The organism is Jiangella alba, from assembly GCF_900106035.1.
Taxonomy (GTDB): Bacteria; Actinomycetota; Actinomycetes; order Jiangellales; family Jiangellaceae; genus Jiangella; species Jiangella alba.
The window spans coordinates 2,823,923-2,846,572 of sequence record NZ_FNUC01000003.1; the positions used below are offsets into that span (position 1 = coordinate 2,823,923).

Here is a 22,650-nt window from a genome sequence, read left to right on the forward strand (position 1 = left end):
GGCCCGTGCGGATCGACGCCAACGTCGTCGTCGGGCCCTGGCCGTCCGACGCGTCCGCCTCGTGGTCCGTGGCGGACGTGTCGCGCCACCTCGACCGGTTCGGCCTGTCCCACGCCGTCGTGCGGTCGGCGGAGGCCGTCACGTACGACGCCGCGTCCGGCAACGCGTCGCTGCTGGCGGCCGTGGCGTCGGAGCCGCAGCTGCTGCCGGCGTTCGTGCTCGGGCCGCTGGACGCGGGCGAGCACGGCCCGCTGCCCGCGGCGGTGCGCGCGGTGTGGCTGCTGCCGGCGCGGCACGGGTGGAGTCTCACGGGACCGGAGGCCGGCTCGCTGCAAGACGTGCTGCGGCGGGCCGGTCTCCCCGTGTTCGTGGACCTCGAGGAGACCGACTGGTCCGGGATCGACGCCCTCTGTGCCGCCCTCCCCTCCGTCGACGTCGTGGTCTGCGGGATCGGGTACCGAACGCTGCGGCAGGCGCTGCCCGTCCTCGACCGCCACCCCCGCCTGCACGTCGACCTCTCCTACCTCGCCGCACTGGACGGACTGGAGCTGCTGGCCGCCCGCTACGGTGCGTCGCGGCTGCTGTTCGGCACCGGTGCCCCCGTCCGCGACGACGCGGCGCCGTCGTTCCTGCTGGAGCGCTCGGCGCTGTCGGCGGACGACCGGGCGACGGTGGCCGGCGGGACAGCCGCCCGGCTGCTCGGCCTCGCCGAGGCCCCGGCCGCCGTTCCCGCCGCTCCGGCCACCCCCGCCGCCGTTCCCGCCGCTCCGGCCACCCCCGCCGCCGTTCACGCCACGTTGACACAGCCCGCCCGTAGGGTGGGTGCCCTCCCGGCCGGGAGGGGTCCAGCTACCACAGCCGAACCGCTTCACGCGACCACCCACCTCCCGGACGGCGCGGCCGACCTCCCGAGCGGCGCGGCCCAGCTCCCGAGCGGCGCGGCCCAGCTCCCGAGCGGCGCGGCCCAGCTCCCGAGCGGCGCGGCCCAGCTCCCGAGCGGCGCGGCCCAGCTCCCGAGCGGCGCGGCCGAGCTGCCGGACATCGTCGACGCGCACGCTCATCTGGGCCGCTGGCCGTCGTCGTGGCTGCCGCACCCCGACGCGGACACGCTGCTGGCCGCGTACGACCGCATCGGCACCCGGCACGCGGTCATCTCGCACCTGAGCGCCATCTGGGGTGGCGACGCGCCCGCCGGGAACGCCGCCGCGCTGGCCGCCGCGGCCGCCCATCCGGACCGGCTCTCCGTGTGGCTGGTCGCGAACCCGAACCGGCCGCAGGACGCCGAGGTGCTGGCCGAGCAGCTGCGCTCGCCGCTCGTGCGCGGCTTCAAGGTGCACCCCGACACCCACGACTGCCCGATCGACGACGCCCGGTACGACTGGGTGTGGCGCCTGGCCCAGAACGCGTCGGTGCCGGTGCTGGCGCACGGGTTCGCCGGGACCACGCACAGCGACCCGCTGCTGTTCGGCCACGTCGCCGCGCGGCACCCGGAGCTGCCGCTGATCGTCGGCCACTCGGGCGCCACCGTCGACGGCTTCCGCCGCACCATCGACGTCGGGCTGCGGCACCCGTCCATCCTGGCCGAGACCTGCGGCTCCTGGATGACCGGCCGGTGGCTGCGCCGCCTCGTCGCGGCCCTCGGCGCCGGCCGGGTGCTGCACGGCACCGACGCCTGCCTCATCGATCCCCGGTACGGCGTCGGGCGGGTGCTCGGCGCCGGTCTCGACCCGGCCGATCTGGCCCTCGTGCTCGGCGGCAACGCCCGCCGGGTGCTCGGGCTGCCTTCTCCGTTCCTGCTTGGAGGTCACTGATGTTCCTCTGCCGTATCCGCACCGACGCCGGCGTCGTCCCCGCCGTCCGCATCGACGACGAGACACTGCTCGACCTGACGCCCGTCGCCGGCGCGGCCGGGGACGACCTGGTCGCGCTGGCAGCGACACCCGGGCTGGCGGACGCCGCGGCGTCGCTCGAGGCGTCCGGCGTGCGGATCCCGGTGGCGTCGGCGCGGTTCGAGGTGCCGGTCGCCCGCCCGCAGAAGATCGTCTGCGTCGCCCTCAACTACGTCGCGCACGCCGAGGAGGGCGCCCAGGCCGTCCCGGCCGAGCCGGTGATCTTCTTCAAGCCGCCGTCGTCGCTGCTCCCCCACGGTGAGACCGTCCGCTGCCCCGCGCGCTCCGAGCGGCTGGACTTCGAGGTCGAGCTGGCCGTCGTCATCGGCACCCGGGCCCGCGACGTCGCCGTCGACGACTGGCGCGACGTCGTCGCCGGCTACACCGTCCTCAACGACATGACGGCGCGCGACCTCCAGCTGGTCGCGATCGAGAAGAACCAGCCGTGGGACCACAGCAAGGGCTTCGACACGTTCGCGCCGTGCGGGCCGTACCTCGTCACGGCCGACGAGATCGCCGACCCCGGCGACCTCGACCTGTCCTTGACGACCGACGGCGTGCTGCGCCAGTCGTCGAACACGCGGCACATGGTGTTCGGCGTGCCGGAGCTGATCTCCGTCATCTCGGCCGGGATCACCCTCGAGCCGGGCGACATCATCGCCACCGGCACCCCGTCCGGCATCGGCCGGGTCGACGACGGAGGCACCATGGTGGCCACCGTCGAGGGCGTCGGCTCGCTGGTCAACCCGGTCGCGTACGACCGCGCCGCCGTCCCCGCCTGATGCCCGTCGCGGTCGCCTGCGCCCAGGTCGCTCCGGTCCTGGGCGCGGTCCCGGCCAACCTGGACGCGATGGCGGCGCAGGCCCGCGCGGCCGCCGCGGCCGGCGCGTCGCTGGTGGTGTTCCCCGAGTGCGCGGTGACCGGGTACCCGTTCTCCCGCGCCGACGCCCTCGCCGTGGCCGGGCCCGCCGACGCCCTGGGCCCGCTCGCCGCCTCCCTGGGCGTGTTCCTCGCCGCCGGCCACATCGAGTCGGCGGGCGACGACCTCTACGACGCGCTGTCGCTGTTCGGCCCCGACGGCGCGCGGCTGGCGACGTACCGGAAGGCGCACCTGTTCAGCACGGAACGGACGGTGTACGCGGCCGGCTCGGCGCCCGTCGTCGTCGACACGGCGGTGGGCCGGCTCGGGCTGACGGTCTGCTACGACCTGATCTTCCCCGAGTACGTCCGCGCCCTCGTCGACGCCGGCGCGTCGATGATCGTCAACGCGACCAACTGGATCACCGACCCGTGGCAGACCGGCATGGGCTGGGACGGGCCGATGGTGCGGTCGCTGGCGCGGGTGCGGGCCCTGGAGAACGGCGTGCCGGTGGTGATGTCGTGCCTGGCCGGCTCGGGTGGCGGCTTCACCAGCATCGGCCACTCCACCATCGCCGGCCCGTCCGGCCGCGTCCTCGCCTCCCTCGACGCCGCCGAAGGCCTCGCCGTCGCGGATCTCGTCACCGACGACGCCGACGCCCGCCGCTGGTCCGGCCTCGCCACCTACCGCGCCGACCGCCGCCCGGAGCTGTACGGCTAGCGCTCCCGGACGGCGTAGGTCAGGTGCGTCACTCTCGGGGACGGTTCCGCGCGGACCGGCTCGAGGGCCACGCGGCCCGCGTCGACGCCCTCGAACAGGCGAACTCCGGCGCCGAAGAGCACGGGTGCCAGCGCGATCGAGAACTCGTCGACCAGCCCGGCGTTCAGGTACTGCAGGATCGTCGTGCCGCCGCCCGCGATGCGGACGTCCCGGTCGCCGGCGGCCGCGCGGGCCTGCTCGAGCGCAGCCTCGATGCCGTCGTTGACGAAGTGGAAGGTGGTGCCGCCCGGCCGCACCCAGGGGTCACGCCGCTGGTGCGTGACGACGAAGACCGGCGTGTGGAACGGCGCCTCCTCGGGCCACATCCGCTCGCCGGCGTCGAACATCCGCTTGCCCATGACGCTCGCGCCGGTGCGCTCGAAGGTCTCCCGCGCGATGTCGTTGTCGCGTCCCTGCTCACCGCCCTCGCCGAGCTTCAGGTTCTCCCGGAAGAACCGCAGCGGGAACGCCCACCGCTGCAGCTCCACCCACTGCCGTCCCATCAGGTCGTCGAGGCTCTGGGGCGCGATGAACCCGTCCAGCGACATCGACACGCTGAAGAACACCGTCCCGGCCATCAGCTCCGCGCTCCCTTCCGAACGGTCTCCGCGACGTAGCCGGCCAGGTTGTCCAGGGTCTGCCGGCCGCCCTCGATCGCGTGGTACTTCGCGACCGCCTCGTCGCGCTGCTCCTGGGTGCGGAACACCGTGCGCAGCTCGATGCGGGTCGCCGCGCCGTCGGGCTCGAACGTCAGGACCGACACGAAGGCGTTCGGGTCGTCGCGGGACTCGCCGTGGCGGAACTCGATCCGCTCCGGCGGCGTGATCGAGGTCCAGGAGATCCACTCGGCGTAGTCCGTCCCGTCCGGCCCGTGCATCACGAACCGCCACTCGCCGCCGACGCGGAACTCGAACGCCCGCGTGGTGGTGCTGAACCCTGCCGGGCCCCACCACCGCGACAGGTGCCGGACCTCGGTGAACGCCTCGAACACCAGCTCCCTCGGGGCCTCGATGACCCGCGAGATGACGATCTCGCGGTCGGCCGTCGCACTCATGCGCTCACTCCTTCTCGCTGGCCTGCTTCAGGTCCTGCACGTAGGCGTCCAGCCGGTCGAAGCTCTCGTTCCAGAACCGCTCGAACCCGCCGGCCCACTCGTGCACCGGCCGCAGCCCGCGAGCGTCGAGGCCGTACAGGCGCTGCTTGCCCGCCTTGCGGTCGCGCACCAGCCCGACCTCCCGGAGCACCCGCAGGTGCTTGGAAGCCCCCGGCTGGGTCAGCCCCAGCTCCCGGGCCAGCTCGGTCACCGGCCGCTCGCCCGCCCGCAGCAGCACGAGGATGTCCCGGCGCTGCGGCTCGGCGATCGCGTTGAAGACGTCCGAGGTCGTCGCTGCTCGTGCCACGCCGCCATCATATGCCCATATCGGCATGCGTCAAGGCGCGCCGGCCGCGGGTGGTTGGCGGTTTGGTGGGGCCATAGCGCCACCAAACCGCCAACCACGAGAACGCGTAGACGCCGGGCAGGTCGTCTTTGCGGTCGGGGCGGATCCTGTGAGCGCCCGGGCCGGTGATCACGCGACCACCCCAGCGTCTGGAGACACGTTCCTCGACATGGACAGAGAGTGCGCTCAGGAGGGCGCCAAGATCATTTGCTCGCACAACTGATCCTCGACGCCCTCCGTCCACGTCTACCGGCAGCGACACACCCCCAAGATCACTAGGACTCAGGTCACGCTAGGGCGTCCAGCGCATGACCTTGGTGCCGCTCCCCCAGTACACCCGCCCCTCGTCGTCGAAGGCGATGGTGCGGTAGTAGCCGCCGCCCACGTCGGCGAGCGTCGTGACGGCGTCGGTGGCGGGGTCGATGCGGAACAGCGCGCCACCGGTACCGTAGACCAGACCGTCGGGGCCGGTGGCCAGGGCGTTCGCCGAGCCGAGCGGGAAATCGCCGAGCAGGGTCACCGCACGCGACGCCGGGTCGTAGCGGAACCACTGGCCCTCGAGCGTCGAACCGTAGACCTGGCCGTTGCCGGCCACCGCCAGCGAGGCGATCCACCTCGAGCCGGGCACCGGCACCACCGCGTGCGTGACGGTGGACGACGCCTCGTCGAACACGAGCAGCTGGGCGTCGCCGGAGGCCGTGACGCCGTCACCGTGGGTGGTGGTGCCGACGTAGACCTCGCCGTCGCCCGCGGCCAGCGCGAACAGGTTCTGGTCGCCCGCCAGATGCCGCCAGGACGACACCTCGTGCGTGTCCGCGTCGATCCGCGACAGCGCCCCGCCCAGCTGGCCGTACGCCGCCCCGGACGCGAGGAACACGTCGCCGGACGAGCCCTGCACCATGTCCCACGGCCGGTACTGCTCCTCGCCGACGGGGCCGAGGTCGAGCGGGTTCGACGCGGACGGGTCGACGCCGGGCGCCCACGGCCGCGCGGGGTCGTACACCGTCACGACATTGTGCGTGTACGAGCCCATGTACAGCTCGTCGTCGGTCGACGCCAGCGACAGGATCTCCCCGCTGCGCCCGGCGGCGACCCCGCCGAGCACGGTCGTCGCACCGGAGTCGGGGTCGATCCGGAACAGCGCATTGGTCTCGTACGTGCCGCCGTAGATCGCGCCGTCCGGCCCGGTCCGCAGCGCCGTCACGTTGCTGCCGGAACCGGCGAACTCCAGCTGGGACGTCACGACCTCGCCAGTCTCCGGGTCGTACCGCCCGAACAGGCCCTTCGACCCGACGCCGACCAGCCACTCCGACCCGTCGACGACCGCCCGCGACACTTGACCGGACACCCACGACGCGTCGGTCAGCCACTCGCAGTCGTCGGTGCGGAAGTCGTAGCGGACGATGCCGTAGGCCGACCCCGGGCAGGACCCGACGGCGTAGGCGCGGTTCGCGTCCAGCGGCACGATGCCGGTGCCGCTCAGCCCCGGCACCTCGCCGGCGAACACCGTCCGGGTGCCGCGCAGGTCGAACCGCAGCACCCGCTGGTCCGGCACCACCAGCTGCACCAGCAGCGTGTTGCCGACGACGGCGGCGTTGTAGGCGAACGAGTAGTCCGCGTACTCGGGCGGCAGGATCGACGTCGCGACGCCGGTGCGGGTGTCGACGATGTTGGCGGACGCGGGGGTGCCGCCGCCGACGAACACCCGGCGGCCGTCCAGCGGCACGATCGCCTTCGCGTACAGCCGGTCGGCCTGGACCGTGCCGAGGTCGGTCAGCGCCGACGTCTCCTGGTCGTACGAGAACAGCTTCCCCGACGGGTAGGTGCCGAGGTACGTCTTGCCGCCGCGGCCGGCGCCGACCCCGAAGAAGAACGTGTGCCCGATGTCGGTCTCGTCGGTGGTGGCGACGATCCCCAGCTGTTCGGTCGCCGGGTCGTAGCGCCACAGGTGCGCCAGCCCGTCGCCGTGCTGGGTGGAGAGGTACACGCGCCCGTCCGAGCCGAGCGCCGTGTGGTAACCGCCCCACGAGTCGGGCATCGGCAGCTCCTTGACCAGCTCGCCGGTCTCGACGTCGATGGCGAAGAACGTGACGCCGGGCGAACTGGCCGCGTAGGTGCTGCCGTACAGGGTGGGACGGCCGTCGCGGTCGGCGCCGACGACGCTGTCAAGGATGAGGAAGTTCGAGATCGGCACGCCGAGGTCCTCGACGGCGCCGGTCGTGGCGGGAGCGGCGGGCGCCGCCGCGCCCGCGGTCGCCGTCGTCACGAGGACGGCGGCGAGCACAGCGGTGATCCATCTGAGCATCCGGGTCTCCTCTGCTAGGTGGCCCGCACGCTAGGCGTACCGGAGCGCCCCGCCCAGGCGCGTGGTTGCGCACTCCGGAGCGCAAGAATCCGTCCTGTGCCGGACGGCGGCGGTGCCTATCGTGGCCGCAATGATCCGCATCATCACCGACCGGAAGGCGGCCGAGGCGGCCCGGCGCGACGGCCGCGACGTGTGGTCGGAGCCGGCCGCCGTCGAGGCGCTGGCCATCCTGGGCGTCCCGGCCGGCGTCCACGACGTCGCCGACGGCCCGCTGCCCGCCGGGGACGCGCCGGTCCTCGTCGTCGACCGCCCCGACGACCGGACCGCGGCCGCGCTGCTGGCGTGGGCGGCGGACGGCGGCGGGCTGGTGGTCTGCGGCCACGACCCGGGCTGGACGGGCATCGCGGCGACGCCCGCCCCGGACGAGGCGGTCGTCGTGCTCGGGGACGACCGGCTGCGCGCATTCGGCGGCTGGGCCCTCGGCGAGACCGGCGAGGTGGCCGCCCGCTGGGCCGACGGCCGTCCGGCGGTCGTCACGGCGCCGCACGGACGCGGCAGCATCGCCGTCGCCGGGCCGGACCTGTGGCACACGCTGGTGCGGATCACCCAGGGCCACCCGGTCGAACGCGACGGCACTCCCCCGGACGACGGCTCCGCGCCGGTCGACGACGGCTGGCTGAAGACCGACGACGGCATCGCGCTCTCGTGGACCGAGGACCGCGCCGTCCCCGACGCCGACGCCCCCTACGAGCACGTCCACCCGCCCACGCGCAGCCTGCCGTACTTCGGCGCCGCGCAGGCCGACCGCTGGCGCGAGGTCCTGCTCGGCCTGCTGCTCGACACCGGCGCCACCGTCGCCGTGGTGGCGCCGTGGCCGGACGGCGCGCCCGCCGCGGCCCACGTCAGCCACGACTCCGACATGAACGACGACCCGTCCGCCCGCGCCGCGCTGGACGCGTTCGCCGCCGCGGACGTGCCGGTGACCTGGTGCTTCCTGTACCCGGGCGGCTACTCGCAGGCCGTGTACGACGACGTGGTGGCGGCCGGGCACGAGCCGGGGCTGCACTACAACGCGATGCTCGACACCCCGGACTGCACGTGGGGCTTCGAGCGGCTGCGCGACCAGCTGGCCTGGGCGACGTACCAGGTGCGCGGCGCGGCGATCGTCACGAACAAGAACCACTTCACCCGCTGGGAGGGGTGGGACGAGTTCTGGCTCTGGTGCGAGCGGCTGGGGCTGCGGGTCGACCAGTCGCACGGCCCGAGCGTCCAGGGCGCCATCGGCTTCCCGTTCGGCACCTGCCACCCGCACCACCCGATCCTGAGCGCGGCGCACGGCAACCGGCCCGCCGACGTGTTCGACCTGCCGTTGCAGACCCAGGACCTCTGGCTCACCTGCACGGACGAGGTCCGCGACGGGTTCGTGGCCGAGGCGCTGCGCCGGCACGGCGTGGTGCACCTGCTGTTCCACGGCCAGCACCTGCAGCACCACGAGGGCGTCCGCGCGTCCTTCGCCGCGGCGGTCGAGCGCCTGCGCGCCGCCGGGGTCGCGTTCCACACCAGCGTCGCGCTGGCCGACTGGTCGGAGCGGCGGCGCGCGCTGACCGTCCGCACGAGCACTCAGGACGACGCCGTCACCGTCACGGTGGACGGCGACCGGGACGGCGTCGCGCTGCTGCTGCCGCCGCACCTCGTGCCGGCCGGCGACCAACCCTACGGACGGGTCGAACGCTACGGCCGCACCTTCACCCAGGTGCTGCTCGACGGCCGCAGCCTCCGGCTGGTCAGCGCATGAGCCGGCTCGCCGTCGACGGCGGCGCCCCGGTGCGCACGCGCCCGTTCCCCACCGTCCTCGACCCCGCCGGCCGGACGTTCGGCGCCGAGGAGCGCGCCGCCGTGCTCGAGGTGCTCGACGGCGCGGTCCTGAACTCGTCGGCCGGCGGGCCGTGGCTGGGTGACCTCGAGGCGACGATGGCCGGGCTGCACGGCGTCCCGCACGCCGTCGCCAGCTCGTCCGGGACGGCGGCGCTGCACCTGGCCGTCGCGGGCATCGATCCGGAGCCGGGCGACGAGATCGTCACCACTCCCCTGACCGACTTCGGCACCATCGCCGCGATCCTCGCCCAGAACGCCGTGCCCGTCTTCGCCGACGTCGACCCGCTGACCGGCAACCTCGACCCTGCGTCGGTCGAGGCCTGTCTGTCGCCGCGGACCCGCGCCATCCTCGTCGTGCACCTGTTCGGGGCGGCCGCGCCGGTCGTCGAGCTGCGCGCCCTGGCCGACCGCGCCGGCGTCGCGCTGATCGAGGACTGCGCGCAGGCCTACCTCGCCCGGCCCGCCCCGGGCGCGCCGCCGGTCGGGACGTACGGCGCCGCCGGCTGCTTCAGCCTGCAGCAGTACAAGCACGTGACCGCCGGCGACGGCGGGCTGTGCCTCACCGGCGACGCCGCGCTGGCCGAGCGGATGCGGCTGTTCGCCGACAAGGCGTGGCCGCGCGACCAGGGCCGGTTCCACCAGTTCCTCGCGCTGAACTACCGGATGACCAACCTCACCGCCGCGGTCGCCGCCGTCCAGCTGCGCCGGTTGCCCGACGTGGTGCGGCGGCGGCGCCGGCTGGCGGCCCGGCTGCTGGCCGCCGCCGGCGACCTGCCCGGCGTGCACCTGCCCGAGCGCGCCGACCTGCACGCCTGGTGGGTGCTGCCGCTCGTGGTCGACGGCGGCAACCGGCGCTGGGCGGAAGCCTTGACGGCGGAGGGCGTGCCGGCGCACGCGGGCTGGCTGCAATCGCCGGTCTACCTGTACCCGGCGCTGGCCGAGCGGCGCACGTACGGGACGTCCGGGTTCCCGCTGACCAGCCCGCCGGCCCGGCGCGACTGGACCTACCGGCGGGGGCTCTGCCCGGTCGCCGAGCGGCTGATCGACGACACCCTCGTGGTGCTGCCGTGGAACGAGAACTACACCGACGCCGACGTCGACGACATCGCGACCGCACTGGTCAAGGTCACAGCCGGAGGGTGACCACCGCCGTCGTCCCGTCCGTGTGGGTGACGGTGACCGGGACGCCGGCCGAGGTGTCGGTCAGCTCGCCGCCGGGCAGCCAGAACGCGAAGTGCCCGGCCGCGACGGTGGCGGCGACGTCGCCGTGCTCGGCGCTGTGGTAGGTCACCGCGGCGACGTCGGAGCCCGCGGCGCCGGCCGCCATCGACAGGTCGGCGCCGTCGACGGTGCCGGAGCCGAGCGCCGAGGCGGACAACTCGCGGGGGCCCGGCGCCACGTGCTCCTCCGGCCGGCCGACGTAGCCGATCGAGGAGCGGAACAACGGCGTCGACTCGTCGGTGATGCACAGCGCGGAGAAGCCGTCGTCACCGGCCAGCAGCGCGAGCGTCCAGGCGCCGCGGCGCTCGGCGACGGCCGCCGTGGCGGACGCCAGCTCGGCCTCGAACGACCGCCCGGCGCCGTCGCGCTGGGCGTCGCGGCAGGCGTCGGCGATCTCCGCGCTCGCCGCGGCCGAGACGGCGGACGGGGCCGCGGTCCAGGTGGCGAACGCCGTGTCGCCGCCGGTCAGCGACGGCACGACGATGCTCGCGCCGACCGCGACCCCGGCGGCCGCCGTCGTCGCCAGCACGAGCCGGCCGGCCCGGCGGCGCCGCGGCCGCACCGGCGCCGCCGGGGGCGCGGCCAGGATCCGGGCCAGGTCCGCGCGCGCCCGCGGGCCGTGCGGGTCGACGTCGCGCGACGCCGGGTCGAGCGAACGCAGGACGGTGTCGGTGCTGGTCATGGCTGGGTCCTCTCGAAGCGGGGCGGGTGGTCGAGGGCGCGGCGCAGCGCCCGGCGGGCCCGGCTGAGCCGCAGCCGGAACGCGACCGGGGTGATGCCGAGGACGGCGGCCGCCTGCGGCGCGCTGAGGCCGTCGAGGACGGCGAGGGCGAGCGCCTCCTGGTGCGAGCCGGGCAGTCGCTTCCAGGCCCGGGCCAGGTCGATCTGCTGCGCGAGCAGGTCGTCGGCCGCGCCGGTGACGGCGGGCGGGTCGGCCAGCCGGACGGCGAGCGCGCGCTGCCGCCGGGCACTGCGGTGGGTGTTGAGGATGACGCCGCGGGCGATGCCGAACAGCCAGGCCCGGGCGTCGCCGAGGCCGGCCGGCAGGTCGTCCAGCCGGCGCCAGGCGACGAGGAACGTCTCGGCGACCACGTCCTCGGCGTGGGTGGGGTCGACCCTGCGCTGCGCGAACCGGACCAGGTCGGCGTAGGCGGCGTCGTAGAGCGCCGTGAAGGCGGCCGCGGGCGCGGTGGTCGAGAAGGTCGTCACACCAGACACCTGTCCGCCATGCCCCCCAGTGTGTCGGCGGGCATGGCGGACGGGTGCGACGACCGGCCTACGTCGGCGTGTAGGTGAGGAAGTCGAGCCGGGAGAAGGCCGACGATCCGGTCGGGCGGGTCGACAGCAGCATCCGGATGCCGGTGCCGGCGTCCGGGACCCACGAGCCGGTCTCCTTGCGTTCCAGGTTCGGCGAGTACACCTGTGCCGCCCCGCTGACCGGGAACGTCTCCGTCGTCCAGCTGGTCCCGGTGGTCGAGCGCAGCACGTGCAGCGACGACGAGCCCGCCGCCGGGGTGCCGAGCACGAACCGCTCACCGCTCGCGGCGACGGCCAGCTGGGCGTGGTTCTCGTAGGTGCCGAGGTCGTGCGGGCTGCCGGGCAGCGTCACCGATCCGGCGTTGCCCTTCCAGTAGTAGAGGTGCGACACCCCGGAGCTGATCTTGTAGAAGAGGACGTGCGGCTGGTTCGACGAGTCGACGACGAGGTCGACGGCGTCGGTCCAGTTGCCGACCCCGTCCGGCGACGGGCTGGACGAGACCATGTAGCGCTGCCCGGACGGGAACGACGCGCCGCCGTCGGTCGAGCGCCACAGCTGCACGCCGTGGATGGTGGCGCTGCTGCCGGTGTTGAGGACGGTCTGGTTGAACAGCAGCCACACCTCGCCGCTGGACGTGCCCGGCCGGACCCGTGGGTACAGGTACGCCTCGTTCACGCCGGGGTTGGCCACCAGCGACGTCGTCTCGGTGTTCGTCCAGGTGTCGAACCGGCTGACGTTCAGGCTCCAGTCGGCCTTGCTGTAGGCGTGGTAGATGTAGCGGCGGTCGTTGTCGATGGCCATGCCGCCGTAGTAGCGCTCCGCGCCGGCCGTGCGCACCGACTGGTCGCTCCACGTGCCGAAGTCGAACGAGCCGTCGCCGAGCCGGGTCGAGAACTGCAGCCGGGTCAGGTAGACGCGCTCCATCGACGCGCCGCCGGCCGCCGCGACGCCCGGGTAGCACTGGCCGCCGGTGTAGCACGGGACGGTCAGCCAGAGCCGGTTGCCGGAGTCCAGCAGCAGCGACGGCGGCTGGTAGACCCACTGGTTGAGCGTCACCGCGACGGTCCAGTTGACGCCGTCGGGCGACTTCCAGATCCGCGCGATCCACGGGTACGACGTGCCCGAGCCGTCCAGCGTCGTCGTGTAGTACCAGCCGTTGGAGTCGCGGACGATCTTCGGCAGCTGCGGGCTGTGCATCGGGGTCACGTTGGTGGCGCCGATGGTGGACGAGATCGTCGACTGGGTCGTGGACGACGCGGCGGCGGGCGCGATCGGCCCGGCCAGCGCGGTGGCGACGACGGCGAGGGCGGCGAGCGCCGCGGACAGCAGCCTCCTCATGTCACTCACCGCCCGGCCGGATCGGCCCGACGATGACCCGCACCGGCGCCGAGGTGCTCGGCTCGTGCGCGAGGTCGCCGCCGTACACCGCGACCAGCGTGTACCGGCCCGGCCCGCCCACGTCGGACGCCCTGACGGTGACGGTGGCGGCGCCGTCGCACAGCTCCCCCGACGCGACGGCCGCGCCCGGCGACCCGTCGGAACGCACCCGGTGCAGGGTGACGGTGCCGGTCGGCTCGCCGGGCGGGCTGCCGACCTCGACGCTCACCACGGCCGGGCCGCCGGGCGACGCGGGACGCAGCCCCGTCGACGCGGTCGTGGACGACGGCGCCGGCGTGATGTCGGGCAGCGTCCGCAGCAACGCCGCGCCACCGCCCCAGTACACCCGGTCGGTGTCGTCGAAGGCGACCGTCCGGTAGTAGCCGCTGCCCGGCGTCGCCACCGTCTCGACGGTGTCGGTGCCGGCCGGGATGCGCACGATCGCGCTGCCGGTGTGCCCGTACAGGTCGCCGCCGGGACCGTCGATCAGCCCGAGCAGCGTGCCGCCCGGGAACGCCCCGAGGACGGTGACGACGCCGGTGGCCGGGTCCATCCGGAACCAGGTGCCGTCCGCCGACCCGTACAGCGTGTCGTCGGCGGCGGTCTCCAGCGTGAGGATGCGGGTCGCGCCCGGCACCGGCACGACCGACGCGAGCACCGTCCCGTCGTCCGGGTCGACGGTGAGCAGCTGGGCGTCGCCGCCGGCGTCGGTGTCGTCGCCGTAACGGGTGGTGCCGGCGTAGAGGACGTCGGCGCCGGCCGCGACGGCGAAGAAGTGCTGGTCACCGGCGAGGCCGCGGAACGACTCGACCTCGTAGGTCACCGGGTCGATCGCGGTCAGGGCGCCGCGCAGCGCTCCGTACGCCCCCGACGACGCGACCCAGACGCGGCCGTCCGGCCCGACCTCCATGTCCCACGGCCGGTACTGGTTGTCACCGACCGGGCCGAGGTCGCGCGGGTTCGACGTGGCCGACGTGCCGGGGTTCCACGGCTGGCTCGGGTCGAAGACGGTGACGACGTTGTTGATGTACGAGCCGATGAAGATCTTGCCGCCGGTCGTCACCATCGACAGGATCTCGCCAGTGCGGCCCTGCGCCACGTTGCCGTACACGGTGGTCTCGCCGGTGTCCGGGTCGTAGCCGAACAGCGCGTTCGTCTCGTACGTGCCGCCGTACACGTCACCGTCGGGGCCCTGGACCAGCGCGGTGATGTTCGTCGGGTTGCCCGGCAGCGCGAGCTGGTGCGTCCACACCTCCCCCGTCGACGGGTTCCAGCGGCCGAGCAGGCCGTTGCTGCCGACGCTGGCGAACCACTGCTGCCCGCCGATCGTCACCGGCTGCATCTGTGCGGCCGACACGAACGTCGGCGCGGTGCCGGTGGGGGTGGTGGCGAGCGTGTCACCGTCGACGGCGACGATGCCGCCGGGGCCGGTCGCGTAGAAGTCGTCCGGGTCGGCGCCGCCCTGCGGGGCGAAGCCCATGCCGGTGATGCCCGGCACCTCCGCGTCGAACGTCATCGTCGCCGCGTCGAACCGGATGATCCGCGCGTCCGGTGTCACCAGCTGGACGTACACCCAGTCGCCGATGCGCAGCGAGTTGTAGGCGAACGAGTAGTGCTGGTACTGCGACGGCAGCACCTCGGTGGCGGCGCCGGTCGCGATGTCGACGACCAGCACACTCGCGTCCGTACCCTGCGCGACGACCAGCCGGTTCGCGTCGAGCACCGTCAGGCCCTTGGGGTAGGTGCGGGTGCTGACGACGAGCCGGACGGCGCCGGTGACCGGGTCGTACTCGTAGACGCCGGCGCCGGAGTGCACGCCGCAGTAGACCTTGCCTGTGTACGGCGACACCGTGATGCCGAAGCACATGATGCCGGTCGGCATCGTCGCCACCAGGTCGATCGTGTCGGTGACCGGGTCGTACTCCCAGATCTGCGACGCGCTGGACGAGTTCAGCGGGCCGAGGTAGACGTGCCCGTCCGGCCCGGCGGCGACGTGGTAGCCGCCCCACGCGCCGGGCATCGGCAGCTCGGTGCGGACGGCGCCGGTCTCGGGGTCGACGCCGAAGAACGTCACGCCGTCGCTGGGCGCGTTGTACGTGCTGCCGTAGAGGGTGGGGTCGCCGTTGGCGTCGTCGGCCATGACGGTGTCGAGGACGAGATAGGTGGAGATGGGGATGCCGAGGTTCTCGACCACGCCGGGCTCGGCCGCGGGCGCGGCCGGTGTGGCCGGCGCGGCCGGGGTGGCCGGCGCGGCCGCAGCGGGCGCCAGCAGCGCGGTCGCGGCGGCCACGGCCAGCGTGGCGAGGGATCGACGTCGGCGGAATCGTGCGCGCAGGACGGGCATGAGTGCTCCTGACGGCCGGGGGACGATTCGGGTGAAGCCAGGACGTTCCCGCGAAACCTAGGCCCGCGCCGCACGGCGGCGACAGCCGGATAGTTGTCCCGGCGGGCGGAGACTTGCCCCGTCGCCCGGCCGGCGTCCCCGAGTGGTGGGCCCGCCTTTGCAATGAGCACCAATAGGCACCGGTGCGTATGGGTGCTCATTGCAAAGGGGTCGCACCGCCCCCGCTACACCGGCCGGGTCAGGGAGTGCCGAAGAATCGGCGCCAGTTCTCGTGCACGATCTGGTCCTGCACGTCCACCGGCAGCGTCGGCAGCGGCGTCCCGGCGACGACGTCGTTGACGCGGCCCAGGCCTTCCAGCGTCTGCGACACCGTCGCGCTCGGGAAGTCCGACGCGAACAGCAGCTTGCCCGTCACGCCGTACTCGAACGCCGTCGTCATCGCGTGCCAGAACCGGTACGGCCGGTAGTGCAGGGCGGAGATGTCGGCGTAGACGTTGGGCGCCTTGCGCATCAGCGCGACGACGTCCTCCTCCCAGGGGTGGCCGAGGTGCGCGATGATCACCCGCAGCGACGGGAACCGCATGACCAGCCGTTCCAGCAGCAGCGGCTGCGCGAACTCCAGCCGCGCCGTCGTCGGGAACGTGGTGCCCTGGTGGACGATGACGGGCAGGTCGTTGCGGGCGCAGTACTCGAAGACACCCCACAGCGAGGTGTCGCGCGGGTCCCAGTGCTGGTACGTCGGGCCGACCTTGAGGCCGCGCAGGCCGAGGTCCTCGACGCAGCGGACCAGTTCGTCGACGGCGCCGGGCTCGCCCGGGTTCACCGACGCCCAGCCCTCGAGGTGGTCCGGGTGCTCCCGGACGTAGTCCGCGATGACGTCGTTGGGCACGTCGAACCCGGTCGGCTTGGCCGCCATCCCGAACACGACGACCCGCTCGGCCTGCTGCGCCGCCGCCCAGTGCTCGTCCGGCGTGGAGTCGTAGCAGTGCAGGTCGAGGTGGGCGGCGTTGGTGAGGCCGCCGCTGCGCTCGAGCTTGACCAGCTTCGCGGCCAGCGCCTCGCCGGCGGTGCGGTCGCTGATGTGGTCCGGGTACCACATCACGTGCGTGTGGACGTCGACGATGCCCATCAGCCGACCGCCCGCAGCACCGGCGTCGTGACCTGGCGGCGGTACTCGCTCGGCGTCACGTGGAAGGTCCGCTTGAACAGCTCGCGGAACCGCTTCGGCGCCTGGTAGCCGACCTGCTCGGCCACCAGCTCGACCGGCAGGTCGGTCTCGGCCAGCAGCCGCCGCCCGTGCCGCATGCGCACCGCCGTCAGGTACTTGAGGAACGTGGTGCCGAGCTCGCGCTGGAACAGGTGGCTGATGTAGTACGGGCTGACGAACACCGCCTCGCTGACGGTGACCAGCCGCAGGTCGTCGGCGTAGTGGTCCTGGATGTACCGCTCGACGACGGCCAGGACGTGCCGGGCCGGCGACGGCGCCGTGTGCGACGCGACGATCCGCGGCAGCAGCTGCTCCAGCCACAGCACCAGGTAGGAGCGGTCGTGGATGTCGTACATCTCGACCACCTCGTTCAGCGGCAGCCGCGAACAGGCCGCGATCCAGTCCGTCGAGCCGTCGGACAGCCGCCGCTGCCCGGCCACCTCCAGCGCGTACAGCACCTCGGCGGCCAGCCACTCGCGCAGCACGTCGGGCGTGACGCCGTCGACGGCGCTGACCCGCTCGATCCAGGACCGCAGCGTCGCCACCGCGCCGGTCGCGTCGCCGCGGCGGATGCAGCGGGCCAGCCGCTCCTCGACGCGGTCCGGCACCGGCACCGGGCCGGCGCCGCCGGCGTGCGCGGCCCGCACCTCGGCGAGGTCGTAGACGGCGTCGCCGCCGCTGACCAGCTTGTGGTCCAGCGCCGACACCGCCTCCGCGGTCGCCGCCTCGACCCGCGCCGACCCGGTGCGCGGCCGGCTGATGCCGACCGTCACGGCCACCCCGCAGGCGGCCTGGACGCGGTCGCGCACGAGCGCGGCGAACCGCCGCCCGGTGGCGCGCAGCTCGGTCGGGTCGGCGCCGTGGAAGGTCACCATCCAGGCGTCCGGCGGCACGGCGACGACGGCGCCGTGGCGTTCCGGCGCGTAGCCGGCGGCGCAGCGCTCGACGGCGGCAGCGGCGGCCGCCAGCATGCCCTCCGCCCACTCGTCGCCGCGGGACAGGCGGCTCACCTCGAAGTCGTCGATATCGGCCAGGACCACGAGCACGTGGCCCTCGTCACCGGCCTGGTCCGGCACGGTGATCGCCTGGCCGAGGACGGTCGAGTGGTGTCGCATGGCTCCTCCAGTGATCGGCTCGGCCCGCTGCCGGCCACCCCTTGACCGACGCGGAACGGGCTGTTCAGTAGCCGCTGATGTCTGATATACCAGAGCCGTCCCTTCGTGGAAAGGCCAACCGTGGATCTGCAGACCTTGCGCGCCTCGCTGCGCGGCGTCCTCGCCTTCGCCCCGACGTCGATGCACGACGACGGCGCCCTCGACCTCGACAGCCAGCGCAGTCACGTGGCCTTCCTCGCCGGCAGCGGCGTCGGGGCGGTCGTGGTCGGCGGCGGTGTCGGCGAGTTCTACGCGCTGGACGAGCCCGAGTACGCGGCGCTGGTGCGCGAGAGCGTCGACGCCGTCGGCGGCCGGGTCCCGGTGCTGGCCGGCGTCGGGCACGCCACCGCCATCGCCTCCCGGCTGGCCCGGGTCGCGGCCGACGCCGGCGCCGACGGGCTCATGGTCAACCCGCTGTACTTCGTCACGCCCGACCGCGACGGCATGGTCCGCCACTACCGCGAGATCGGCGCCGCGTCCGGCCTGGGCATGATCGTGTTCAGCACCATCGGCGCGGTGTACGACGACGCCGACCTCGAGCGCCTGGCCGAGGTCGAGGCCGCGGTCGCGGTGAAGGACGAGGCCGGCGACCAGGAGCTGTTCGCCCGCTGCGTCCAGCGGCTCGGCGACCGGTACGTCTGGATCAACGGCATGGCCGAGCTGCCGGCCGTCGACTACGCCCGCCTCGGCGCGGTCGCGATGACCTCCGGCATGGTCAACCTCGACCCGGACGTCGCACTGGACGTGTGGGCGGCGGCGCTGGCCGGCGACGCCGACCGGCACGCGACGCTGCTGCGCGAGCGGATCGCCCCGATCGCGGCGCTGCGCGCGGCCCGCCCGGGCTACCACATCACCGTCATCAAGGAGGCCATGCACCTGCTCGGACGGGGCGGGCCGGCGGTGCGGCTGCCGCTGCTGCCGCTGCGCCCGGAGGACCGCGCCGCGCTGGCCGAGCACCTGGACCGCTGCGGCTACCGCCGCCCGGAGGCCGTCGCGTGACGACGGACGCCCACGTCGCCGCCGGCGAACACCCCAGCCTGCCGACGCTCGGCGTCGACGACCTGCTGCGGGCGCTGGACGGCGGCGTCGACCGGGCCGTGCTCGGCCCGGTCGGGCGCTGGCTCGCCGTCGACAACGAGGACGGCAACCGCACGCTGGCGGGCTGGTGCGACGCGCACCCGGACCGGCTGGCGCACTGGGCCACCGTCAACCCCTGGTACGGCGACCGCGCCGTGGCCGAGCTGCGCCGGGCGTTCGCCGCCGGGGCACGCGGGCTGAAGCTGGCGCCGTCGGTGCAGGGGTTCGGGCTGCTGTCGCCGCTGCTGGAGCCGGTGCTCGACGTCGCCGAGGAGCACGGCCGGCCGGTCTACGTCGTCACCGGCGTGCCGGTGGCGAGCGAGCCCTTGCAGCTGGCCGAGCTGGCGCTGCGCCGTCCCGGCGTCACGTTCGTCATGGGCCGGTCCGGGCGCACCGACTTCTCCCTCGACCTGCTGCCCGCGCTGACCACCGGCCCGAACCTGGTGGCTGAGACGGCGTACAACGGCGCGTCGCTGATCGCCGGGCTGGTCGCCGCGCTGGGCGCCGGCCGGGTGCTGTTCAGCAGCGACGTGCCGTTCAACGACCTCGCGCTGGAGCTGGAGCGGGTCGGCCAGGCCGGGCTGGGCGACGCCGACCGCGCCGCGGTGCTCGGCGGCACCGCCGCGACGCTGCTGGGGGTGGCCGCGTGAGCTTCGTCGACCTGCACACCCACCTGCCGTCGGCGGCCGCGCCGGAGTGGTCGTCCTGGCGGCAGCCGGACGTGCTGGCCGCGATGGACCGCCTCGGCATCACCCGGGCCGCCGTCATGACGCTGGACGGGCTCGGCTACGACGCGGTGGCCGGCAACGATGTGGTGGCGCGGGCCTGCGCCGGGTCGGACGGGCGGCTGCTGCCGCTGGGCACCGTCGACCCGCGCCGTCCGGACGCCGCCGACGAGCTGCGCCGCTGCGCCGACCGCGGCTTCCACGCGATCAAGCTGCACCCGTGGATGCAGGGGTTCTCGCCGCTGGAGGCCTACATGGAGCCGGTCGCCGTCGCGGCGATCGAGCGCGGCCTGCCGTTCGTCGTCCACGACGGCACGCCGCCGTACGCGTCGCCGCTGCAGATCGCCCGGCTGGCCGCGCGGTTCCCGGAGCTGACGGTGGTGCTGGCGCACGGCGGCCTGTTCGACCTGTGGGAGGACGCCGTCGCCGCGGCGCTGCGGTACCCGAACGTGCACATCACGATGTGCGGGACGGCGCCGCTGGCGGTGTTCCGCGAGATCGCCCGGCGGGTGCCGGCGGCGAAGCTGACGCTGGGCACCGACAGCGGCTTCGGCGATCCGGACCTGCCACGGCACCGACTGTCCGTGCATCGTGCCATCCTGGCGGAGCTGCCGGACGACGACGCCGCCGCGCTGGCGCACCGCAACGCCGAACGACTCCTGGGGCTGACGTGAGCGAAGATTCCCTGCCGGTGGTGCAGGTGGGCTGCGGCGACATCGCGACGACGGGGCACCTGCCGGCGCTGGACCGCTCCCCCGCCGTCACGCTGGTGGGCGTCGTCGACGTCGTCGCCGAGCACCGCGACGCCGCCGCCGCGGCCTACGGCGTCCCCGCCTGGACCGGCCTCGGCCCGGCCGTCGCGGCGGGCGCGCGCGCCGCCGTCGTCGCCGTCCCGCCGCACGTCGCGCCGGACCTGACCCTGGCCGCCGTCGACGCCGGGCTGGACGTGCTGTGCGAGAAGCCGATGGCCGTCGACCTCGCGTCGGCGCAGCGGGTGCACGACGCCGCGCGGGCGGCCGGGCGCGTCGTCCAGATCGGCTTCAAGAACCGGTTCTCACCCCTGGTCCGGGCCGCGCGGCGCTGGCTCGACGACGGCCTCATCGGCTCACCGGTGGTGTACACGCTGGGCGGCTTCGACGAGCGCTACGACGCCGCCGACACCCTGCACACCGGGCGCATCCAGGAGTTCCTCGAGCACGGGCCGTCGTACCTGCACGAGGGCGCACACCTGGCCGACTACGTCGCCTACCTGACCGGCGCGTCCCCGGTGCGGGTGCGCGCCGCCGGGCTGCGGTCGCGGCAGTCGTTCCGGGGGGAGAACTTCGCGTCCACCCTGGTCGACTACGACAACGGCGACGTCGCCCGCATGGAGGTGGGCTGGTTCTTCCCCACCTCGCCGAAGGGCGAGTTCCGCATCCTCGGGCCACGCGGCGTCGCGCTGATCGACCGGCCCGAACAGGTGGCCACGCTGACCACCCGCGAGGACGGCACGCTGCGCACCGAGGAGGTGCGGTTCGAGCGGCCGTGGAACGACGAGTGCTTCGACCGCCAGCTGGCCCACTTCGTCGAGTGCGTGCGCACCCGGGCCGAACCGGAGACGTCGACGGCGGCCGGTCTCGCGTCGCTGCGCATCGGCGCGGCCGTGACAGAGTCGCTGCGAGAAGGGACCGTGGTGACATGGTGACCGAGGACCGGCCCGTGATCCGCGAGGCGCCGCTGATCCGCGACCAGGTGTACCAGGTGCTGCTGACCAAGCTGATCAACGGCGACCTCGAGCCCGGCGACCGCATCACCGAGCGGGTCACGGCGCAGGAGCTGGGCATCAGCACCACGCCGGTGAAGGAGGCGCTGCGCCGGCTCGAGAACGAGGGGTTCGTGCGCACCATGCCGCGCCGCGGCATCGTCGTCGGTGAGAACGCGCTGACCTCGTTCGAGCAGGTCATCACCGTGCGCGGGTGGCTGGAAGGGCTGGCCGCGCGGCTGTGCGCGGTGCGGGTGGCCGACGGCGACCTGACCGGCGTCACCGCGCTGACCGAGCCGCTGGAGCTGATGAAGGACCCGATCCTGCGGCCGGTGCCGGAGATCATCGAGATCAACGCCAGCTTCCACGACGCGATCCGCGACCTCTCCGGCAACCGCGTCATCGTCCAGTTCCTCGGCACGCTGCTCGGCGTCGACGCCGCGGTGCGCAAGCGCGCGTTGCAGGACCCGGACGAGCTGCAGCGCGGCAACGCCGAGCACATCGACGTCGGCGACGCGATCCTCGACGGCGACCCGGACCGCGCCGAGGCGCTGATGCGCAGCCACGTGCTGCGCTCCGGCGACCACACGCTGCACGCCCGGACGTCATGACGGCGCTGCTGGCCGAGCTGACCCGCGCCGCGGTCGCGCGCCGTGCGCCCGACGCCGTCGCCGTCGTGCCGGTCGGGGCGTGCGAGCAGCACGGGCCGCACCTGCCGCTGGGCACCGACCTCATGGTGGCCGAGCACCTGGCCGCCGCGGCCGCGGACCGGCTGGCCGGGTCGGTGGACGTCGTCGTCGCGCCGGGCGTCGCCGTCGGGTACTCCCCGCACCACGTGCCGATCGGCGCGACGCTGACCGCCGGGGTGGGCACGCTGCTGGCCCAGCTGCGCGACGCCTGCGCCGGGCTGGCCGCGGCCGGGTTCGGCCGGATCTTCCTGCTCAACGGGCACGGCGGCAACGCCGAGCTGATCGTCGTCGCCGCCCGGGAGGCCGGGCAGGCGCTGCGGGTGCAGGTCGGCGCCGGATCGTACTGGGTCATGGCGTGGGACGAGCTGGTCGCGGCCGGCGCGCAGGACCGCGGCCGGCTGCCCGGGCACGCGGGCGCGTTCGAGACGTCGCTGGTGCTGGCGCTGCGCCCGGACCTCGTCGACGCCCCGCCGCACCGGCCGGGCGCCCCGTTCGCGCGCAACCCGGCCGGCTACTGGGGCCGCTACCACGTGGAACGGCCGGACGCGATGGCCCAGGGCGACGGCTACTCCGACGACCCCTCGGCCGGCACCGCCGACGACGGCCGCCGCTACCTCGACGCCGCCACCGGCGCCGTCGCCGCGGCGCTGCGCGAGTTCGCAGGACAAGTCTGAGCCTGTCGCGGCCGCACCCCGTTCCGTAGCCTCGATCTCGACCGGACACCGCCCGAT

The 22,650-nt window shown here is 74.2% G+C and carries 21 protein-coding genes; 11 read left to right on the forward strand and 10 right to left on the reverse strand.

The annotated features are described in order from the left end of the window. The first annotated feature begins 5 nt into the window (after positions 1-5). Genes BLV02_RS35100 through BLV02_RS15425 form a run of 3 tightly spaced genes read left to right on the forward strand, consistent with a single transcriptional unit; the run spans position 6 to position 3,468 of the window. Positions 6-1,811, forward strand: a complete 1,806-nt coding sequence (locus tag BLV02_RS35100; RefSeq protein ID WP_176986523.1) for an amidohydrolase family protein — start codon at positions 6-8, stop codon at positions 1,809-1,811. Further along, positions 1,811-2,671 (forward strand): fumarylacetoacetate hydrolase family protein, encoded by an 861-nt coding sequence (locus tag BLV02_RS15420; RefSeq protein WP_083288699.1) that lies wholly within the window; start codon positions 1,811-1,813, stop codon positions 2,669-2,671. Before BLV02_RS35100 ends, BLV02_RS15420 begins: the two co-directional genes overlap by 1 nt. Continuing rightward, entirely contained in the window at positions 2,671-3,468 is a 798-nt protein-coding gene (locus tag BLV02_RS15425) for a carbon-nitrogen hydrolase family protein (RefSeq protein ID WP_069111808.1), read from the forward strand. Before BLV02_RS15420 ends, BLV02_RS15425 begins: the two co-directional genes overlap by 1 nt. Here the strand turns inward: BLV02_RS15425 and BLV02_RS15430 are convergent. The 4 genes from BLV02_RS15430 to BLV02_RS15445 form a co-directional block, all read right to left on the reverse strand. Beyond that, entirely contained in the window at positions 3,465-4,085 is a 621-nt protein-coding gene (locus tag BLV02_RS15430) for a dihydrofolate reductase family protein (RefSeq protein ID WP_069111807.1), read from the reverse strand. The genes BLV02_RS15425 and BLV02_RS15430 overlap by 4 nt on opposite strands. Then, positions 4,085-4,561, reverse strand: coding sequence for an SRPBCC family protein (locus tag BLV02_RS15435; RefSeq protein ID WP_069111806.1), 477 nt, complete (start codon positions 4,559-4,561; stop codon positions 4,085-4,087). The genes BLV02_RS15430 and BLV02_RS15435 overlap by 1 nt, the downstream gene beginning before the upstream one ends. 4 nt (positions 4,562-4,565) lie before the next feature. Then, on the reverse strand, positions 4,566-4,907 hold the full coding sequence (locus BLV02_RS15440) for an ArsR/SmtB family transcription factor (RefSeq protein ID WP_069111805.1): 342 nt from the start codon (positions 4,905-4,907) through the stop codon (positions 4,566-4,568). 331 nt (positions 4,908-5,238) lie between these two features. After that, complete coding sequence (locus BLV02_RS15445) at positions 5,239-7,251, reverse strand: hypothetical protein (RefSeq protein WP_069111804.1); 2,013 nt, start codon at positions 7,249-7,251, stop codon at positions 5,239-5,241. A gap of 130 nt (positions 7,252-7,381) precedes the next feature. Here BLV02_RS15445 and BLV02_RS15450 point away from each other — a divergent pair, with 130 nt between their 5' ends. Together BLV02_RS15450 and BLV02_RS15455 are read left to right on the forward strand one after the other, a co-directional pair. Then, positions 7,382-9,046 (forward strand): polysaccharide deacetylase family protein, encoded by a 1,665-nt coding sequence (locus tag BLV02_RS15450; protein ID WP_069111803.1) that lies wholly within the window; start codon positions 7,382-7,384, stop codon positions 9,044-9,046. Continuing rightward, positions 9,043-10,269 (forward strand): DegT/DnrJ/EryC1/StrS family aminotransferase, encoded by a 1,227-nt coding sequence (locus tag BLV02_RS15455; RefSeq protein ID WP_069111802.1) that lies wholly within the window; start codon positions 9,043-9,045, stop codon positions 10,267-10,269. The genes BLV02_RS15450 and BLV02_RS15455 overlap by 4 nt, the downstream gene beginning before the upstream one ends. On the opposite strand, the gene BLV02_RS15460 is transcribed toward BLV02_RS15455, so the two are convergent. From BLV02_RS15460 to BLV02_RS15485, 6 genes are all read right to left on the reverse strand, one after another. Further along, complete coding sequence (locus tag BLV02_RS15460; protein ID WP_069111801.1) at positions 10,253-11,029, reverse strand: hypothetical protein; 777 nt, start codon at positions 11,027-11,029, stop codon at positions 10,253-10,255. The two genes, BLV02_RS15455 and BLV02_RS15460, sit on opposite strands and share 17 nt — an antisense overlap. After that, on the reverse strand, positions 11,026-11,556 hold the full coding sequence (locus BLV02_RS15465) for an RNA polymerase sigma factor (RefSeq protein WP_069111800.1): 531 nt from the start codon (positions 11,554-11,556) through the stop codon (positions 11,026-11,028). The genes BLV02_RS15460 and BLV02_RS15465 overlap by 4 nt, the downstream gene beginning before the upstream one ends. A 67-nt stretch (positions 11,557-11,623) precedes the next feature. After that, positions 11,624-12,943: a hypothetical protein gene (locus BLV02_RS15470; protein ID WP_069111799.1), complete on the reverse strand. Its 1,320-nt coding sequence runs from the start codon at positions 12,941-12,943 to the stop codon at positions 11,624-11,626. 1 nt (position 12,944) lies between these two features. Beyond that, the gene (locus tag BLV02_RS15475) at positions 12,945-15,326 is read right to left on the reverse strand and encodes an Ig-like domain repeat protein (protein ID WP_083288698.1); all 2,382 of its coding nucleotides are present in this window, start codon (positions 15,324-15,326) and stop codon (positions 12,945-12,947) included. Positions 15,327-15,564: 238 nt separating this feature from the next. Next, positions 15,565-16,455, reverse strand: a complete 891-nt coding sequence (locus BLV02_RS15480; RefSeq protein WP_069111797.1) for an amidohydrolase family protein — start codon at positions 16,453-16,455, stop codon at positions 15,565-15,567. Then, on the reverse strand, positions 16,455-17,648 hold the full coding sequence (locus BLV02_RS15485; RefSeq protein ID WP_069111796.1) for a helix-turn-helix transcriptional regulator: 1,194 nt from the start codon (positions 17,646-17,648) through the stop codon (positions 16,455-16,457). Before BLV02_RS15485 ends, BLV02_RS15480 begins: the two co-directional genes overlap by 1 nt. A 120-nt stretch (positions 17,649-17,768) precedes the next feature. On the opposite strand from BLV02_RS15485, the gene BLV02_RS15490 reads away from it, so the two are divergent. From BLV02_RS15490 to BLV02_RS15515, 6 genes are read left to right on the forward strand one after another with little or no spacing between them, the layout of a single operon-like run. After that, entirely contained in the window at positions 17,769-18,686 is a 918-nt protein-coding gene (locus BLV02_RS15490) for a dihydrodipicolinate synthase family protein (protein ID WP_069111795.1), read from the forward strand. Then, positions 18,683-19,414 (forward strand): amidohydrolase family protein, encoded by a 732-nt coding sequence (locus tag BLV02_RS15495; protein ID WP_069111794.1) that lies wholly within the window; start codon positions 18,683-18,685, stop codon positions 19,412-19,414. The genes BLV02_RS15490 and BLV02_RS15495 overlap by 4 nt, the downstream gene beginning before the upstream one ends. After that, positions 19,411-20,163, forward strand: coding sequence for an amidohydrolase family protein (locus tag BLV02_RS15500; protein ID WP_069111793.1), 753 nt, complete (start codon positions 19,411-19,413; stop codon positions 20,161-20,163). The genes BLV02_RS15495 and BLV02_RS15500 overlap by 4 nt, the downstream gene beginning before the upstream one ends. Beyond that, on the forward strand, positions 20,160-21,173 hold the full coding sequence (locus BLV02_RS15505) for a Gfo/Idh/MocA family protein (protein ID WP_083288696.1): 1,014 nt from the start codon (positions 20,160-20,162) through the stop codon (positions 21,171-21,173). Before BLV02_RS15500 ends, BLV02_RS15505 begins: the two co-directional genes overlap by 4 nt. After that, on the forward strand, positions 21,167-21,841 hold the full coding sequence (locus BLV02_RS15510; RefSeq protein ID WP_069111791.1) for a GntR family transcriptional regulator: 675 nt from the start codon (positions 21,167-21,169) through the stop codon (positions 21,839-21,841). Before BLV02_RS15505 ends, BLV02_RS15510 begins: the two co-directional genes overlap by 7 nt. Continuing rightward, positions 21,838-22,593 (forward strand): creatininase family protein, encoded by a 756-nt coding sequence (locus BLV02_RS15515; RefSeq protein ID WP_083288695.1) that lies wholly within the window; start codon positions 21,838-21,840, stop codon positions 22,591-22,593. Before BLV02_RS15510 ends, BLV02_RS15515 begins: the two co-directional genes overlap by 4 nt. The last annotated feature ends 57 nt before the right edge of the window (positions 22,594-22,650 follow it).